The following is a 13,594-nucleotide window of genomic DNA, read 5'->3' as shown; positions in this document are numbered from 1 at the left end:
CAACAATCCGTAGAACGAAGTTATCCGGCGGCCTTTCACCGGGTCAACACCCTTCACGGCGCGTTCCGCTCCCCCATCTCGGCATGTTCACGACTTTCTGGCACCGTCGTCCCGAGGGGGACCGGCCGTCCCGTCCCGCACCGGCCCTCCCGCGAGCCGCCCGCACACCGCCCGCACCGAGCCGCCCACCGCGCCGAAGGAGCACTTGTGCCGCACAGCGCCCGCGTCCCGCGCCGCCTCGGACTGAAGACCGCACTCGCCGCCTCCGTCGCCCTGCCCCTGTCCAGTACAGCACTGTCCCCGGCACCGGTCGCGGCCGAGCAGGGGGCGCGCCGCCCGCTGGAGGTGATGTCCTTCAACCTGCGCTTCGCGAGCCCCGCGGAGCCCAACAGCTGGTCCCGGCGCAGACCCGTGATGCGCCGGCTCCTGGGCGGCGAACGCCCGCACGTCGTGGGCACCCAGGAGGGCCTGTACGGGCAGCTGCGCGACATCGCGGCGGACCTGGGCCCCCGCCTACGACTGGATCGGCACGGGCCGGGCGGGCGGCAGCCGCGACGAGTTCATGGCCGTCCTGTACGACACGCGCCGGCTGGCCCCGCTGGAGTACGAGCACTTCTGGCTGTCGGACACCCCGGACGTGATCGGCTCCAACACCTGGGGCAACGCCCACATCCGCATGGTCACCTGGGTCCGCTTCCGCGACCTGGGGGACGGCGGCCGGCAGCTGTGCGTGCTCAACACCCATCTGGACAACGCACGCCCGTCCGCCCGTGAACGGTCGGCCGCCCTGATCGCCGCCCGTGTCACCGCCCTGGCCCGCTCGCAGCCGGTGATCGTGACCGGGGACTTCAACGCGGCCGCGCACCGCAGCACGGTCCACAGCACGCTGCTGCGGGCCGGGCTCGTCGACACCTGGGACGCGGCGGACCGGCGCGGGCCGTCGTACGCGACCTTCCACGGCTACCGGCCGCTGGTGCCGGACGGCGACCGCTTCGACTGGATCCTGACCACCCCGGGCGTGCGGGTGCACCGCGCGCGGCTCAACACCTTCGCGCCGGGCGGGCAGTTCCCCAGCGACCACCTCCCGGTCCAGGCGTCCCTGACCCTGGGACACGCCGAGGCCCCCACGACCGGCGGGGGGTCGTGAGGGCCTCGTGCGGAGTGCGGAGGATCAGCCCTTGCGGGTCTTGATCTCCTCGGTGAGCTGCGGGACGACGTCGAAGAGGTCGCCGACCACGCCGTAGTCGACCAGCTCGAAGATCGGGGCCTCGGCGTCCTTGTTCACGGCCACGATGGTCTTCGAGGTCTGCATGCCCGCACGGTGCTGGATCGCGCCCGAGATGCCGGCGGCGACGTACAGCTGCGGCGAGACGCTCTTGCCGGTCTGGCCGACCTGGTTGGTGTGCGGGTACCAGCCGGCGTCCACCGCGGCACGCGAGGCGCCCACGGCCGCACCGAGCTGGTCCGCCAGCGCCTCGATCACCGCGAAGTTCTCCGCGCCGTTGACACCGCGGCCACCGGAGACCACGATCGCGGCCTCGGTCAGCTCCGGACGGCCCGTCGACTCACGCGGCGTACGGCCGGTGACCTTCGTCCCGGTCGCCTGCGCGGAGAAGGACACCTCCAGCGCCTCGACCGCGCCCGCGGCCGGAGCCGCCTCGACGGCCGCGCTGTTCGGCTTCACGGTGATGACCGGAGTGCCCTTGGAGACACGGGACTTGGTCGTGTACGAGGCGGCGAACACCGACTGCGTCGCCACCGGACCCTCGTCACCGGCCTCCAGGTCGACGGCGTCGGTGATGATGCCGGACCCCAGGCGCAGCGCCAGACGGGCGGCGATCTCCTTGCCCTCGGTGGAGGACGACACCAGCACCGCGGTCGGGGAAACGGCCGCGTGGGCGGCCTGGAGGGCGTCCACCTTGGGCACCACGAGGTAGTCGGCGTACTCGGCGGCCTCGTGGGTCAGAACCTTGACCGCACCGTGCTCGGCGAGCGTGGCGGCGGTGTCGGCGGCGCCGTTGCCGAGCGCGACCGCGACGGGCTCACCGATCCGGCGGGCCAGCGTCAGCAGCTCCAGGGTCGGCTTGCGGACGGCGCCGTCCACGTGATCGACGTAGACGAGAACTTCAGCCATGGGACTTCTTCTCTCCTGCTTGCGAAGTGTGAAGGGGGCGGGAAGCGAGCCGAGCCGTGCGGCTCAGACGAACTTCTGGCTCGCGAGGAACTCGGCGAGCTGCTTGCCGCCCTCGCCCTCGTCCTTGACGATCGTGCCCGCGGTACGGGCCGGGCGCTCGGACGCCGACTCCACCACCGTGTAGGCGTTCTCCAGGCCGACCTCGTCCTCGTCGATGTCCAGGTCGGACAGGTCCCAGGACTGAACGGGCTTCTTCTTGGCCGCCATGATGCCCTTGAAGGACGGGTAGCGGGCCTCTCCGGACTGGTCGGTCACCGACACCACCGCCGGCAGGGAGGCCTCCAGCTGCTCGGAGGCGGCGTCGCCGTCACGACGGCCCTTGACCGTGCCGTCCTCGACCGACACCTCGGACAGCAGCGTCACCTGCGGCACGCCCAGACGCTCCGCGAGCAGCGCCGGGACGACGCCCATGACACCGTCGGTGGAGGCCATGCCGGAGATGACCAGGTCGTAACCGGCCTTCTCCACGGCCTTGGCCAGCACCAGCGAGGTGCCGATGGCGTCGGTGCCGTGCAGCTCGTCGTCCTCGACGTGGATCGCCTTGTCGGCACCCATCGACAGCGCCTTGCGCAGCGCGTCCTTGGCGTCCTCCGGACCCACCGTCAGCACGGTGACTTCCACGTCGTCGTCGGAGTTCTCCGAGATCTGCAGCGCCTGCTCGACCGCGTACTCGTCCAGCTCGGAGAGCAGACCGTCCACATCGTCACGGTCGACGGTCAGGTCATCGGCGAAGTGCCGGTCGCCAGTGGCGTCGGGCACGTACTTCACAGTGACAACGATCCTCAAGCTCACGCCGGCTCTCCTACTGCATCGTCATTTCTGGCTGCCTGCCTGCAGGCAGCATAGGCGCCTGAAGCGGCCGATCCCGGTCGGGGCGACCCACGCTCCGAACGAAATATTACTCGTCAGTACACCCAGTTCATTCCCGCTAAGCAAGCGCTTTGAACTGTGACCTTCGCAACGCAGCGTAACCGGAACCGGACCACCGCGCAGCGCGGAGGCCCGTTCAGTCACGCAGCCCCGTGAACCGCCCCTGGTGGTACAGCAGCGGCCGCCCGGAGCCCGCCGGATCGCCCAGCAGCACCTCGGCGAGCACGATGCGGTGGTCGCCCGCCGGGACCCGGGCCACCACGCGGCACACCGTCCAGGCGAGCACGCCGTCCAGCAGCGGTACGCCCTCGGGCCCGTCCCGCCAGGCGGTGGCGGGGCCGAAGCGGTCGGCGCCGCTGCGCGCGAAGGTGGCGGCCAGCTCCCGCTGGTGCTCGCCGAGGACGTGGACCCCGACGTGGTCGCCGGCCGCGATCGCGGGCCAGGTCGAACCACCGGTGCCGACCCCGAACGAGAGCATCGGCGGGTCGGCGGAGACGGAGGCCAGGGAGGTGGCGGTGAAGCCGACCGGCCCCCGGCTGCCCCGCGCGGTGATCACCGCGACACCCGCGGCGTGCTTCCGGAAGACGGAGCGCAACAGGTCGGGTGAACCGGGCAGGGCGGTGGTGCGGAGGTCGGAGGGGGCCGTCATGAACCGTCCTTCTGCGGGTGGGAACCGGGGAGTTGCGAGGGAGCGCGGCAGTTCACCGGGCCGGTCCGCGCGGCGGTGCGACGCGTCCGGGCGCCGCCGGACGGCCGGGTACCCACTCGGGGCGAAGGAGATCCGACATGATGTCAGGCTGACGATAGGTGGCACACACCGTCAAGCCGGTCCGCGGTTGTGGGAGATGCGTCACGACGCCCCGCTCCGGACGCCGACGGCCTCCCCCAGGGCGGCGATCACGTCGGCCGTCCTCGGCTGTCCGGCGGCCCGGCGCACCTCGCGGCCGTCCGCGTCGAGGACCAGCACGGTGGGGGTGCGGACGATGTCCAGCCGGCGGACGAGTTCCAGGTGCGCCTCGGCGTCGATCTCCACGTGCGTCACCCCCGGGACCATGCCGGCCACCTCGGCGAGGATCCGCCGGGTCGCGCGGCAGGGCGCGCAGAAGGCGCTGGAGAACTGCACGAGGGTGGCACGCCCGCCCAGACGCGCGCCGATCGCCGCCTCCCAGGGCGGCCCGGCTCCGGTGACCCCGGGCGGCCCGTCGACGCCGCGCTCCCGCTCAGGCACCTGTTCGTTCCCTCCTCCGCCGCCGGCGCGGCACCTCGGACGTCGTCACTGTCTGCAGCGTCCGCGGGGACACGATGATTCCCGCCTGCTCCGCCCTCGGGGGACGGCAGGGGCGCCCGCGAGGTAACGGCGGCGCAAAAGCACGAGGTGGATCAGGGCGCGGACGTGACGAGAATCTCGCGGCAAGCGGGCACCAGGGCTGGTTCCCGGCCGGTTATTGGGGCACCATCAGCCACGAGCCGTAAACCTACGGCTGCGTAACTTCGACTGGGAGTTCCTCCTTCCCAGGCAGAGAAGGAAGGTTTCCACCCCGCTCATGGCAGAACTCGTCTACCGTCCCGTGATCGGTTTCGCCCAGACACTGTTCAAGGTGTGGGACCTCAAGATCGACTGCCGGGGTTCGGAGAACATCCCGCGCTCGGGCGGAGCGGTGCTGGTGAGCAACCACATCAGCTACCTGGACTTCGTCTTCAACGGCCTGGCGGCGCTGCCGCAGAAGCGGCTGGTGCGTTTCATGGCGAAGGAGTCCGTCTTCCGCCACCGCATCTCCGGCCCCCTGATGCGCGGCATGAAGCACATCCCGGTGGACCGCGCGCAGGGCGACGCCGCCTATGCGCACGCGCTGGACTCGCTGCGCTCGGGCGAGGTCGTCGGTGTCTTCCCGGAGGCGACGATCTCCCCGTCCTTCACGCTCAAGAGCTTCAAGTCGGGCGCCGCACGCCTGGCCCAGGAGGCCGGGGTGCCGCTGGTGCCGATGGCGGTGTGGGGCACGCAGCGCCTGTGGACCAAGGGCCACCCGCGCAACTTCAAGCGCAGCCACATCCCCATCACCATCCGCGTGGGCGAGGCCCTGGAGGCGTCCAGGGACAAGTACGCGGGCGCCATCACCCGCCAGCTGCGCGAGCGGGTCCAGGAGCTCCTGGAGGCCGCGCAGCGCGCCTACCCGGTGCGTCCCAAGGGCCCCGAGGACACCTGGTGGATGCCCGCCCACCTGGGCGGCACGGCACCGACGCCGGAGCAGGTCCGCGCGGCCGAGGCCCGCTGACGCCCGGCCCCTTCCCGAGGCCCGCTGACGCCCGGCCGCGCCCGGCCCCGTCCCGGGGACCGCGGTGCGGCCGGGCGCCCGCACACGACACGGCGGCCGGCCGGGGACGTGGTCGTCCCCGGCCGGCCGCCGTGCGTTCGCGCGGCACCGCTACGCGCGGGCCATCTCCTCCTTGAGCGCCGCCACGAAGGTGTCCACGTCGTCCTCGGTCGTGTCGAAGGCGCACATCCAGCGGACGTCGCCGGCGGCCTCGTCCCAGAAGTAGAAACGGAACCGCTGCTGGAGCCGCCGGCTCACCTCGTGCGGCAGTCGCGCGAAGACCGCGTTGGCCTGCACCGGGTGGAGGATCTCCACGCCGTGCACCGCGCGGACGCCCTCGGCCAGGCGCTGGGCCATCTCGTTGGCGTGCCGGGCGTTGCGCAGCCACAGGTCCCGGGCCAGCAGGGCCTCCAGCTGCACCGACACGAAACGCATCTTGGACGCGAGCTGCATGGACAGCTTGCGCAGGTGCTTCATGTGCCGGATGCCGTCCGGCTCCAGCACGACGACGGCCTCACCGAACAGGGCGCCGTTCTTGGTGCCGCCCAGCGAGAGCAGGTCGACGCCGACGGCGTTGGTGAAGGTGCGCAGGGGCACGTCCAGCGTGGCGGCCGCGTTGGCCAGCCGGGAGCCGTCCACGTGGACCTTCATGCCGTGCGCGTGCGCGTGCTCGCAGATGGCCCGGATCTCGTCCGGGGTGTACACCGTGCCCAGTTCGGTGGCCTGGGCTATGGAGACCACCTGCGGCATGGCGCGGTGCTCGTCGTCCCAGCCGTACGCCTGCCGGTCGATCAGCTCGGGGGTGAGCTTGCCGTCCGGGGTCGGCACGGTGAGCAGCTTGATGCCGCCGACCCGTTCCGGGGCGCCGCCCTCGTCCACGTTGATGTGGGCGCTCTCGGCGCAGATCACCGCGCCCCAGCGGTCGGTGACCGCCTGGAGGGCGACCACGTTGGCGCCGGTGCCGTTGAAGACCGGGAAGGCCTCGGCGGTCGGGCCGAAGTGGCTGCGGACGACCTGCTGGAGGTTCTCGGTGTAGGCGTCCTCGCCGTACGCCACCTGGTGCCCGCCGTTGGCCAGGGCCAGGGCGGCGAGCACCTCCGGGTGGGCGCCGGCGTAGTTGTCGCTGGCGAAGCCGCGGACGTCCGGGTCGTGATGACGACGCGCGTCGGTCCTCGGCGGGTTCACGGCTTCTCGGTCAGCCACAGACGGTTTCCGTTCACTTCCGCGGCGGGCTTCTCCCAGACCCCGACGATGGCCTCGGCCAGGTCCTTGACGTCCGTGAAGCCCGCGAACTTCGCGTTGGGGCGGTCGGCGCGCATCGCGTCGTGCACCAACGCCTTCACCACCAGGATCGCAGCCGCCGATGTCGGCCCCTGCTCGCCCCCGGCCTTGCGGAAGTAGTCGGCCATGGCCAGCGTCCACGCCTCGGCCGCGGCCTTGCCGGCTGCGTAGGCGGCGTTGCCGGCGGTCGGCTTGGTGGCACCGGCCGCGCTGATCAGCAGGTACCGGCCGCGGTCGCTGCGCTGGAGCGCCTCGTGGAAGGCGAGGGAGGTGTGCTGCACGGTGCGCACCAGCAGCAGCTCCAGGAAGTCCCAGTCGTCCAGGCTCGTCTTGGTGAAGGTCTCGCTGCCCCGCCAGCCGCCGACGAGATGGACCAGGCCGTCGACCCGGCCGAACTCCTTCTCGGTGCGGGCGGCCCACTCGCGGGTGGAGTCCAGGTCGAGCAGGTCGACCGTGTCGCCGGTGACGGTGGCGCCGCCGTGCGCGTAGCGTGCCGCGTCGACCGCCTCCGCCAGCCGTTCCGGGTCGTTGTCCGAGCCGACGACGGTCGCTCCCGCCTCGGCCAGCCTGAGCAGTGCCGCCCGCCCCGCGGGTCCCCCCGCGCCGGCCACCGCGATCACCGCACCGTCGAGCGCCCCGTGCCCCATGTTCCTCGCCTCCTGAGCAGTGGTGTGAACGAGATCGCTCACGCGGCGACCCGCTCGGCGCTGTCCGCCGTGATGCCCTTGGTGGAGGCGATCACGTGCTTCAGCTTCTTGGACAGTGCCTCATAGAACATGCTCAGCGGAAACTCGTCGGGCAGCACGTCGTCGACGAGCTTGCGCGGCGGCTGCGTCAGGTCGAGGGCGTCGGGGCCCTTGGCCCAGGTGGAACCGGGGTGCGGGGACAGGTAGGTGGAGACCAGTTCGTAGCCGGCGAACCAGTGGACCAGCTTGGGACGGTCGATGCCGTCGCGGTAGAGCTTCTCGATCTCGGCGCAGAGCTGGTTGGTGACCTCGGGTGCGCGCTCCCAGTCGATGGTCAGCTTGTTGTCGGTCCAGCGGACCACGTCGTGCTTGTGCAGGTAGGCGAAGAGCAGCTGCCCGCCGAGGCCGTCGTAGTTGCGGACGCGCTCGCCGGTGACGGGGAAGCGGAACATGCGGTCGAAGAGGACCGCGACCTGCACGTCGCGGGCCTGCGGGACGCCCTCGCCGGCCAGCTTGACGGCCTCCTTGAAGGCGGTGAGGTCGCAGCGCAGCTCCTCCAGGCCGTACATCCAGAACGGCTGGCGCTGCTTGATCATGAAGGGGTCGAACGGCAGGTCGCCGTGGCTGTGGGTACGGTCGTGGACCATGTCCCACAGGACGAACGCCTCCTCGCAGCGCTTCTGGTCGTGGACCATGGCGGCGACGTCCTCGGGCAGTTCCAGGCCCAGGATGTCGACGGCGGCGGCGGTGACGCGGCGGAAACGGGCCGCCTCGCGGTCGCAGAAGATGCCGCCCCAGGTGAAGCGCTCCGGGGCCTCGCGCACGGCGATGGTCTCCGGGAAGAGCACCGCGGAGTTGGTGTCGTAGCCCGAGGTGAAGTCCTCGAAGGTGATGCCGCAGAACAGCGGGTTGTCGTAGCGGGTGCGCTCCAGCTCGGCCAGCCACTCGGGCCAGACCATGCGCAGCACGACCGCCTCGAGGTTGCGGTCCGGGTTGCCGTTCTGGGTGTACATGGGGAAGACGACCAGGTGCTGGAGGCCGTGCTCGCGCTGCTCGGCGGGCTGGAAGGCCATCAGCGAGTCGAGGAAGTCGGGCACCTGGAAGCCGCCCTCGGCCCAGCGGACCAGGTCCTTCACCAGGGCCTCGTGGTACGCGCGGTCGTGCGGGAGCAGCGGCGACAGCTGCTGGACGGCCTCGGCCACCTCGCTCACCGCGTTCGCCGCGTCGGAGCGGTCCGGAGCACCCTCGGCGTCGAAGTCGATCGAGCCGTCCTTGGACTGCCAGGGCCGGATCCGCTCCACGGCATCCTTGAGCACGGGCCACGCCGGGTGGTCGACCACCCTGTCCGTCGAAGGAACCTTCTCCTCCGTACCCACCTGCACAAGAATTTCCGTCATCGTCCACACTCCACGGGAGAACCTAGCGTACGACGACCGTATACATACAAGGTTTCACTCAGCAAGGGGTCCTTCGGGAAGTTATCCTGCCTCACCCCCTGCTTCACCGCACTTTTTCCTGTCGATCACGCGTGTGGGCGACGCTGTGAGCGAAGAGGGTTCAGCCTCTGGACGCGGCGGGCACAGGCGATACGGTCCAGGAGGGCCGTAGGGACGCGGCCCCCCGCCGCCGTCGACGGAAGCGAGTCCAGTCTTGAACTTCCTCACCATCGGTCATCGCGGAGTCATGGGTGTCGAGCCCGAGAACACCCTCCGGTCCTTCGTCGCCGCCCAGGAGGCGGGCCTCGACGTCATCGAACTGGACCTCCACCTGAGCAAGGACGGCGTCCTCGTCGTCATGCACGACCCGGACGTCGACCGCACCACGGACGGCACCGGCGCGATCGCCGACCAGACCCTCGCCGAACTGCGCGCCCTGGACGCCGGGGGCGGCGAGCGGATCCCCACCTTCGACGAGGTGCTCGACGCCGTCCGGGCGCCCCTCCAGGCGGAGATCAAGGACGTCCAGGCGGCCCGCGCCCTGGCCGAGGTGATGAACGGGCGGAACCTGGCCGACCGCATCGAGGTGTCCTCGTTCCACGACGAGGCGGTCGCCGAGATCGCGCGGCTGGTGCCCGGCGTCCGCACCGCGCTGGTGGCCAGCCGCTACGGCACGGACGTCGTCGACCGGGCCGTGGAGGCCGGTGCCTCGACCGTGTGCCTCAACATCCGCCGGCTCACCCTGGAGATCGTGGAGCACGCGCGCAAGGCCGACCTGAGGATCATCGGGTGGGTGGTGAACACCCAGGACCACCTCCGGCTGGTGCGCGCCCTGGGCCTGGACGGCGCGACCACCGACTACCCCGAGATCAAGCGCACCGGCCGGTTCACCGCGTGAGGCTCAGACCAGCTCCTTGACCAGCAGCTCGAACCGCAGGTCGTCGCGGCGCGGGATGCCGAAGCGCTCGTCGCCGTACGGGAAGGGGCTCGTCCGTCCCGTACGGCGGTAGCCGCGCCGCTCGTACCAGGCGATCAGCTCCTCCCGCACGGTGATCACGGTCATGTGCATCTCTCGCACGCCCCAGGTGCCGCGCGCCTGCCGCTCGGCCTCCTCGATGACCGCCCTGCCGAGTCCGCCGCCCTGCAGCGCGGGGCTGACCGCGAACATCCCGAAGTAGGCGTGCGCGCCGTGGTGCTCCAGCTGGCAGCAGGCGACGATGCGGCCCTCCCGCTCCACGGTCAGCAGCCGGCTGTCCGGATCCCGGACGACCTCCAGCACGCCCTGCGGGTCCGTGCGCTGCCCGTCCAGGATGTCCGCCTCCGTGGTCCAGCCGGCCCGGCTGGCGTCGCCCCGGTAGGCGGACTCGATCAGCGCGACGAGGTCGTCCACGTCGGCCTCGGTGGCGTCACGGTAGGTCAGGGGAGCGGCTGCGACGGATTCCATGGGGTGCTTCTCCGGTTGCTGTGCGCTTCTTCGCCGCACCCGGGGTGCGGCTCGGCCGGGGTCGAGAGTAGCGCGGGCACTACCCTCGGCCGCATGGTGCACGTACTGGGCAGCCGCGTCCTGATCCGTCCCTCCGACCCCGAGCGGTCGCGGACCTTCTACGGCGAGCAGCTGGGCCTCGCGGTGTACCGCGAGTTCGGCACCGGTCCGGAGCGGGGCACCGTGTACTTCCTCGGCGGCGGCTTCCTGGAGCTGTCCGGCCGCTCGGACGCCCCGCCGTCCCCCTCGGTGCGGCTGTGGCTCCAGGTCGCGGACGTCGCCGCGGCGCACGAGGAGCTGCGGGCCCGGGGCGTGGACGTCGTCCGGCCGCCGGTGCGCGAGCCGTGGGGGCTGATCGAGATGTGGATCGCGGACCCGGACGGCACCCCGATCGTCCTGGTCGAGACGCCGGCCGGCCATCCGCTGCGGTACCGGCCGGGCATCTGACCCGTCCCTGCGCAGCCGGCACCCCCGCGGGGCGTCCCGGCGGGACCGGCGCCGACGGCACCGACGGCGACGCCGCGGCCGGGCGGCTCGTGCGGGCGCCCGCGAGGTCACGCCCGCAGCGCGCCCAGGCGTCCCTCCAGCTGCCCCAGCAGGGTGCCGAGGAGCGCGGCCAGCTCGCCGAGGTCCGGTCGGTCCAGTCCGGACAGCACGGCGCTCTCGTAGGCGAGCTGGACCGGCAGGATCCCGTCGACGAGGTCGCGTCCCGCCTCGGTGAGCCGTACGTGGGTGACGCGGCGGTCGCGGGTGTCGCCGCGGCGTTCGACCAGACCGCGCTCCTTGAGCTGCTTGAGGCGTTTGGTGACGGCGGCCCCCGAGGAGAAGGTCTCGCGGGCCAGGTCCCCGGGGGTCAGCTCGTGGCCGGTGCGGCGCAGCGCGCCCAGCAGGTCGAACTCGGGGCGGGTCAGGCCCGCCCGGCGCAGCGGCGCGTCCTCGGCCTGCTGGAGCAGGGCGGCACACCGGTTGATGCGTCCGATGACCTCCATGGGGCCGGTGTCGAGGTCCGGGTGGACGGCGCGCCACTGGCGGACGACCGCGGCGACGGTGTCGCCCCGGCCGGTGGCCGCGGGGAGGCCGGGGCCGTCCCCCTCGGGGGCCGGGGCTCCTCCGGTGGCCGATGGTCCTGCGGTCGCCGTCATGGCCGTGCGTCCTCCGTGTGTGTGCCCGTGCCGGGGCCCGTGAGCGGACCCTGGCGTCGTACCGTCGCCGCGAGCGTACGGTGTCCCGCCCGCTCGGCGCGGACCACCCGGTCGTGGGGCAGTCCGCGCTGCCGCCACTCCCCCCGCGGCGGCGTCGGCCGCGGACCGCAGGCCGGCCGGCGCGGCGGCGAGCCTGGCGGCGGGCCTCCCGCAGGGCCACGGGGTCGGGATGCGGCGCGGCCGGCAGGCGGGCGGTGGCCTCGCACGCGGCGTCGGCGGCACGCCGGCGACCGGGAGGCGAGGAGTGCCGGGGGCGCGCGGGGCGTGGGGCGGGGTGAAGGTCGCACTGCTCATGACGCACAACGTCAGCATGTGTTTTACTCATAAAATGTTGGGGGCGTCCTCCTCGCCCGCCGCCACGCTCCCCCGAACGCTCCCCGTGTACACCCGTGCGCTCGCGTGCACGGCACGGCCCCCGGGCAGTCCTTGTCCGACCGTCGACGGGTCGAGGGGGAGGTTCGCGTGCACGGACCGGCGTCGTCCGGCTGGCTGCTGGTCGCGCTCTGCGCGGCGACCGGCGCCTACTGCCTGCTGCGGATGCGCAGCGGCGTCGAGGAGCAGCGCCGCGCGGCGGGCGGGGAGGCCGTCATGGGGTTCGGGATGGCCGCCATGGCCGTGCCCGCGGCGGCGTTCACCCCGCCGTCCTGGGTGTGGCCCGCCTACGCGGTGGTGTTCGGCGCGGCCGGGGTGCACGCGCTGTGGGCGGCGCGCGCGAGGCCGCGCCACGTCCACCACCTGGTGGAGGCGGGCGCCATGGTCTACATGTCGGTGGTGATGGCGGCGTCCCCCGGTCACCGGCACGGCGGCTCGGGCCTGCCCCTGCTGACCGGCCTGCTGCTGCTCTACTTCTGCGTCTACGTGCTGGTCGCGGGGGTCCGGCTGATCCCGGTGCCGGCCGTCGCGGGAGCCGGTCCGGCCCCCGGGTGGGGCGACCGGCCCGAGGTGGCGCGCGCCTGCCGGCTCTCCATGGGGATGGCGATGGTGGCGATGCTGCTCATGATGTGAGCGCGCACCGGCGCACGGGCGTCCAACGATGCATCCGCTGCCCCCACTTGCGGCCCGCGTGCGCCCTGCTCCCGGCCCGCGCCGGGCCGTTGCCTGCGTCACTTCGCCGGCCGGCCCGTACCGCCGGACCGGGCCGCACCCTAGGCTGGGCGCATGATGCTCCCCGCGGCCCTGTTGCTGCTCGGCGCGCTGACCGCCGTGGCAGGACCCCGGCTGCTCGCCCGGGCGGACTGGACGGACCGGGAACCGGTGGTGGCGCTGTGGGTGTGGCAGTGCGTCGTGGCGGCCGTGCTGGTGTGCTGCGCCCTGTCCATGACCTTCAGCGCGGCGGCCGCCTGGCAGGCGGTGGGCGGCCCCGTCTTCGCCACGGCGCCGGGCGCCGTCGTGGAGGCGTACGCGCTCGGGACGGCCGGACCCACGGCGGCGGCCACCGCGGTGGTCCTGGCGTGCGGCGGGCTGTGGAGCGCCGCGATGCTCGTCCGCGAGGTCCTGCGGGCGCGTGCCCGGCGCCGCGCGCGCCGGGCCGAGCTCGTCGTGCGGGCGCCGCTGCTGCCCGGTGAGGAGCCCGGCGAGGACCGGCTGGTGGTCCTGGAGGGCGACCGCCCCGACGCCTGGTGGCTGCCGGGGACGCCACCCCAACTCGTCGTCACCACCGCCGCGCTGCGCCGCCTGAAGGGGCGGCAGCTCGACGCGGTCCTCGCCCACGAGCGGGGACACGCCCGGGCCCGGCACGACTGGCTGCTGAACTGCTCCGCGGCGCTGGCCGCAGGCTTCCCCCAGGTGCGGGTGTTCGCGGCGTTCCGCGACGAGATGCACCGGCTGGTGGAACTCGCCGCCGACGACGTCGCCTCCCGCCGCTTCGGCCGTCTCACCACCGCGCTCGCGCTGGTGGAACTCAACGAGGACCGCGGGGTGTTCGGCCCCTGCCCCACCCCGCAGGCCCAGGTGCGCGCCCGTGTGCACCGGCTGCTGGCGCCCCCGGACCGGCTCACGGCGGGCCGCCGGCTGCGGCTGACGGCCGCGGCGTCGCTGGTGCCGGTGGTTCCGGTACTGCTGGCATTCATGCCGGGACTGCGGGCACTGGGGTAGTCCAGGGGGCCGCGCGGGCCGCGACCGGGTCCGGCC

Annotated in this window: 14 protein-coding genes and 1 pseudogene; 6 read left to right on the top strand and 9 right to left on the bottom strand. The window is 72.8% G+C overall.

Annotation, left to right across the window (positions count from 1 at the left end):
• Window positions 1–207: 207 nt before the first annotated feature.
• Window positions 208–1,147, top strand: a pseudogene (locus ACSU53_RS27765) (endonuclease/exonuclease/phosphatase family protein).
• 24 nt (window positions 1,148–1,171) lie between these two features.
• On the opposite strand, the gene ACSU53_RS27760 reads toward ACSU53_RS27765, so the two are convergent.
• The 4 genes from ACSU53_RS27760 to ACSU53_RS27745 form a co-directional block, all read right to left on the bottom strand.
• On the bottom strand, window positions 1,172–2,134 hold the full coding sequence (locus tag ACSU53_RS27760) for an electron transfer flavoprotein subunit alpha/FixB family protein (protein WP_437032104.1): 963 nt from the start codon (window positions 2,132–2,134) through the stop codon (window positions 1,172–1,174).
• Window positions 2,135–2,197: 63 nt separating this feature from the next.
• The gene (locus ACSU53_RS27755) at window positions 2,198–2,986 is read right to left on the bottom strand and encodes an electron transfer flavoprotein subunit beta/FixA family protein (protein WP_437032102.1); all 789 of its coding nucleotides are present in this window, start codon (window positions 2,984–2,986) and stop codon (window positions 2,198–2,200) included.
• 214 nt (window positions 2,987–3,200) lie between these two features.
• Complete coding sequence (locus ACSU53_RS27750; RefSeq protein WP_437032100.1) at window positions 3,201–3,713, bottom strand: flavin reductase family protein; 513 nt, start codon at window positions 3,711–3,713, stop codon at window positions 3,201–3,203.
• A 201-nt stretch (window positions 3,714–3,914) separates the two neighbouring features.
• On the bottom strand, window positions 3,915–4,220 hold the full coding sequence (locus tag ACSU53_RS27745; protein WP_437033445.1) for a TlpA family protein disulfide reductase: 306 nt from the start codon (window positions 4,218–4,220) through the stop codon (window positions 3,915–3,917).
• Between the two features lie 388 nt (window positions 4,221–4,608).
• Between ACSU53_RS27745 and ACSU53_RS27740 the strand changes: the two genes are divergently transcribed.
• Window positions 4,609–5,337 carry a lysophospholipid acyltransferase family protein gene (locus ACSU53_RS27740; protein WP_432058847.1) on the top strand — a complete coding sequence of 243 codons (729 nt, stop codon included), beginning with the start codon at window positions 4,609–4,611 and terminating at the stop codon, window positions 5,335–5,337.
• Window positions 5,338–5,487: 150 nt separating this feature from the next.
• Here the strand turns inward: ACSU53_RS27740 and ACSU53_RS27735 are convergent, their stop codons facing one another.
• From ACSU53_RS27735 to ACSU53_RS27725, 3 genes are read right to left on the bottom strand one after another with little or no spacing between them, the layout of a single operon-like run.
• Window positions 5,488–6,561 carry a threonine aldolase family protein gene (locus ACSU53_RS27735; protein ID WP_362099423.1) on the bottom strand — a complete coding sequence of 358 codons (1,074 nt, stop codon included), beginning with the start codon at window positions 6,559–6,561 and terminating at the stop codon, window positions 5,488–5,490.
• Window positions 6,558–7,304: an SDR family NAD(P)-dependent oxidoreductase gene (locus ACSU53_RS27730; RefSeq protein WP_437033443.1), complete on the bottom strand. Its 747-nt coding sequence runs from the start codon at window positions 7,302–7,304 to the stop codon at window positions 6,558–6,560. The genes ACSU53_RS27735 and ACSU53_RS27730 overlap by 4 nt, the downstream gene beginning before the upstream one ends.
• Window positions 7,305–7,342: 38 nt before the next feature.
• Window positions 7,343–8,740, bottom strand: coding sequence for a DUF6421 family protein (locus ACSU53_RS27725; RefSeq protein WP_437032098.1), 1,398 nt, complete (start codon window positions 8,738–8,740; stop codon window positions 7,343–7,345).
• A 253-nt stretch (window positions 8,741–8,993) separates the two neighbouring features.
• Here ACSU53_RS27725 and ACSU53_RS27720 point away from each other — a divergent pair, with 253 nt between their 5' ends.
• Window positions 8,994–9,677, top strand: a complete 684-nt coding sequence (locus ACSU53_RS27720; protein WP_437032096.1) for a glycerophosphodiester phosphodiesterase — start codon at window positions 8,994–8,996, stop codon at window positions 9,675–9,677.
• A gap of 3 nt (window positions 9,678–9,680) precedes the next feature.
• On the opposite strand, the gene ACSU53_RS27715 is transcribed toward ACSU53_RS27720, so the two are convergent.
• Window positions 9,681–10,223 carry a GNAT family N-acetyltransferase gene (locus ACSU53_RS27715; protein WP_437032094.1) on the bottom strand — a complete coding sequence of 181 codons (543 nt, stop codon included), beginning with the start codon at window positions 10,221–10,223 and terminating at the stop codon, window positions 9,681–9,683.
• A gap of 93 nt (window positions 10,224–10,316) precedes the next feature.
• Between ACSU53_RS27715 and ACSU53_RS27710 the strand changes: the two genes are divergently transcribed.
• A complete protein-coding gene (locus ACSU53_RS27710) occupies window positions 10,317–10,709 on the top strand; it encodes a VOC family protein (protein WP_437032092.1) in 393 nt (130 codons plus the stop codon).
• A gap of 107 nt (window positions 10,710–10,816) precedes the next feature.
• Here ACSU53_RS27710 and ACSU53_RS27705 read toward each other — a convergent pair whose 3' ends face one another.
• Window positions 10,817–11,404, bottom strand: a complete 588-nt coding sequence (locus tag ACSU53_RS27705; protein ID WP_437032090.1) for a MarR family winged helix-turn-helix transcriptional regulator — start codon at window positions 11,402–11,404, stop codon at window positions 10,817–10,819.
• A gap of 522 nt (window positions 11,405–11,926) precedes the next feature.
• On the opposite strand from ACSU53_RS27705, the gene ACSU53_RS27700 reads away from it, so the two are divergent.
• Together ACSU53_RS27700 and ACSU53_RS27695 are read left to right on the top strand one after the other, a co-directional pair.
• Entirely contained in the window at window positions 11,927–12,469 is a 543-nt protein-coding gene (locus tag ACSU53_RS27700) for a DUF5134 domain-containing protein (protein ID WP_437032088.1), read from the top strand.
• A gap of 153 nt (window positions 12,470–12,622) precedes the next feature.
• Entirely contained in the window at window positions 12,623–13,558 is a 936-nt protein-coding gene (locus tag ACSU53_RS27695; protein WP_437032086.1) for a M56 family metallopeptidase, read from the top strand.
• Window positions 13,559–13,594: the final 36 nt, after the last annotated feature.

Source organism: Streptomyces sp. enrichment culture (genome assembly GCF_964273255.1).
Taxonomy (GTDB): Bacteria; Actinomycetota; Actinomycetes; order Streptomycetales; family Streptomycetaceae; genus Streptomyces.
Note: the sequence above shows the minus strand (reverse complement) of the source record. Positions and strands in the feature narration are given on the sequence as shown.

Bases quoted from the DNA above. Each gene is read 5' to 3' on its own strand.
- ACSU53_RS27725 (WP_437032098.1), bottom strand. From the start codon at position 8,740: ATGACGGAAATTCTTGTGCAGGTGGGTACGGAGGAGAAGGTTCCTTCG.
- ACSU53_RS27760 (WP_437032104.1), bottom strand. From the start codon at position 2,134: ATGGCTGAAGTTCTCGTCTACGTCGATCACGTGGACGGCGCCGTCCGC.
- ACSU53_RS27750 (WP_437032100.1), bottom strand. From the start codon at position 3,713: ATGACGGCCCCCTCCGACCTCCGCACCACCGCCCTGCCCGGTTCACCC.
- ACSU53_RS27710 (WP_437032092.1), top strand. From the start codon at position 10,317: ATGGTGCACGTACTGGGCAGCCGCGTCCTGATCCGTCCCTCCGACCCC.
- ACSU53_RS27730 (WP_437033443.1), bottom strand. From the start codon at position 7,304: ATGGGGCACGGGGCGCTCGACGGTGCGGTGATCGCGGTGGCCGGCGCG.
- ACSU53_RS27740 (WP_432058847.1), top strand. From the start codon at position 4,609: ATGGCAGAACTCGTCTACCGTCCCGTGATCGGTTTCGCCCAGACACTG.
- ACSU53_RS27705 (WP_437032090.1), bottom strand. From the start codon at position 11,404: ATGACGGCGACCGCAGGACCATCGGCCACCGGAGGAGCCCCGGCCCCC.
- ACSU53_RS27695 (WP_437032086.1), top strand. From the start codon at position 12,623: ATGATGCTCCCCGCGGCCCTGTTGCTGCTCGGCGCGCTGACCGCCGTG.
- ACSU53_RS27715 (WP_437032094.1), bottom strand. From the start codon at position 10,223: ATGGAATCCGTCGCAGCCGCTCCCCTGACCTACCGTGACGCCACCGAG.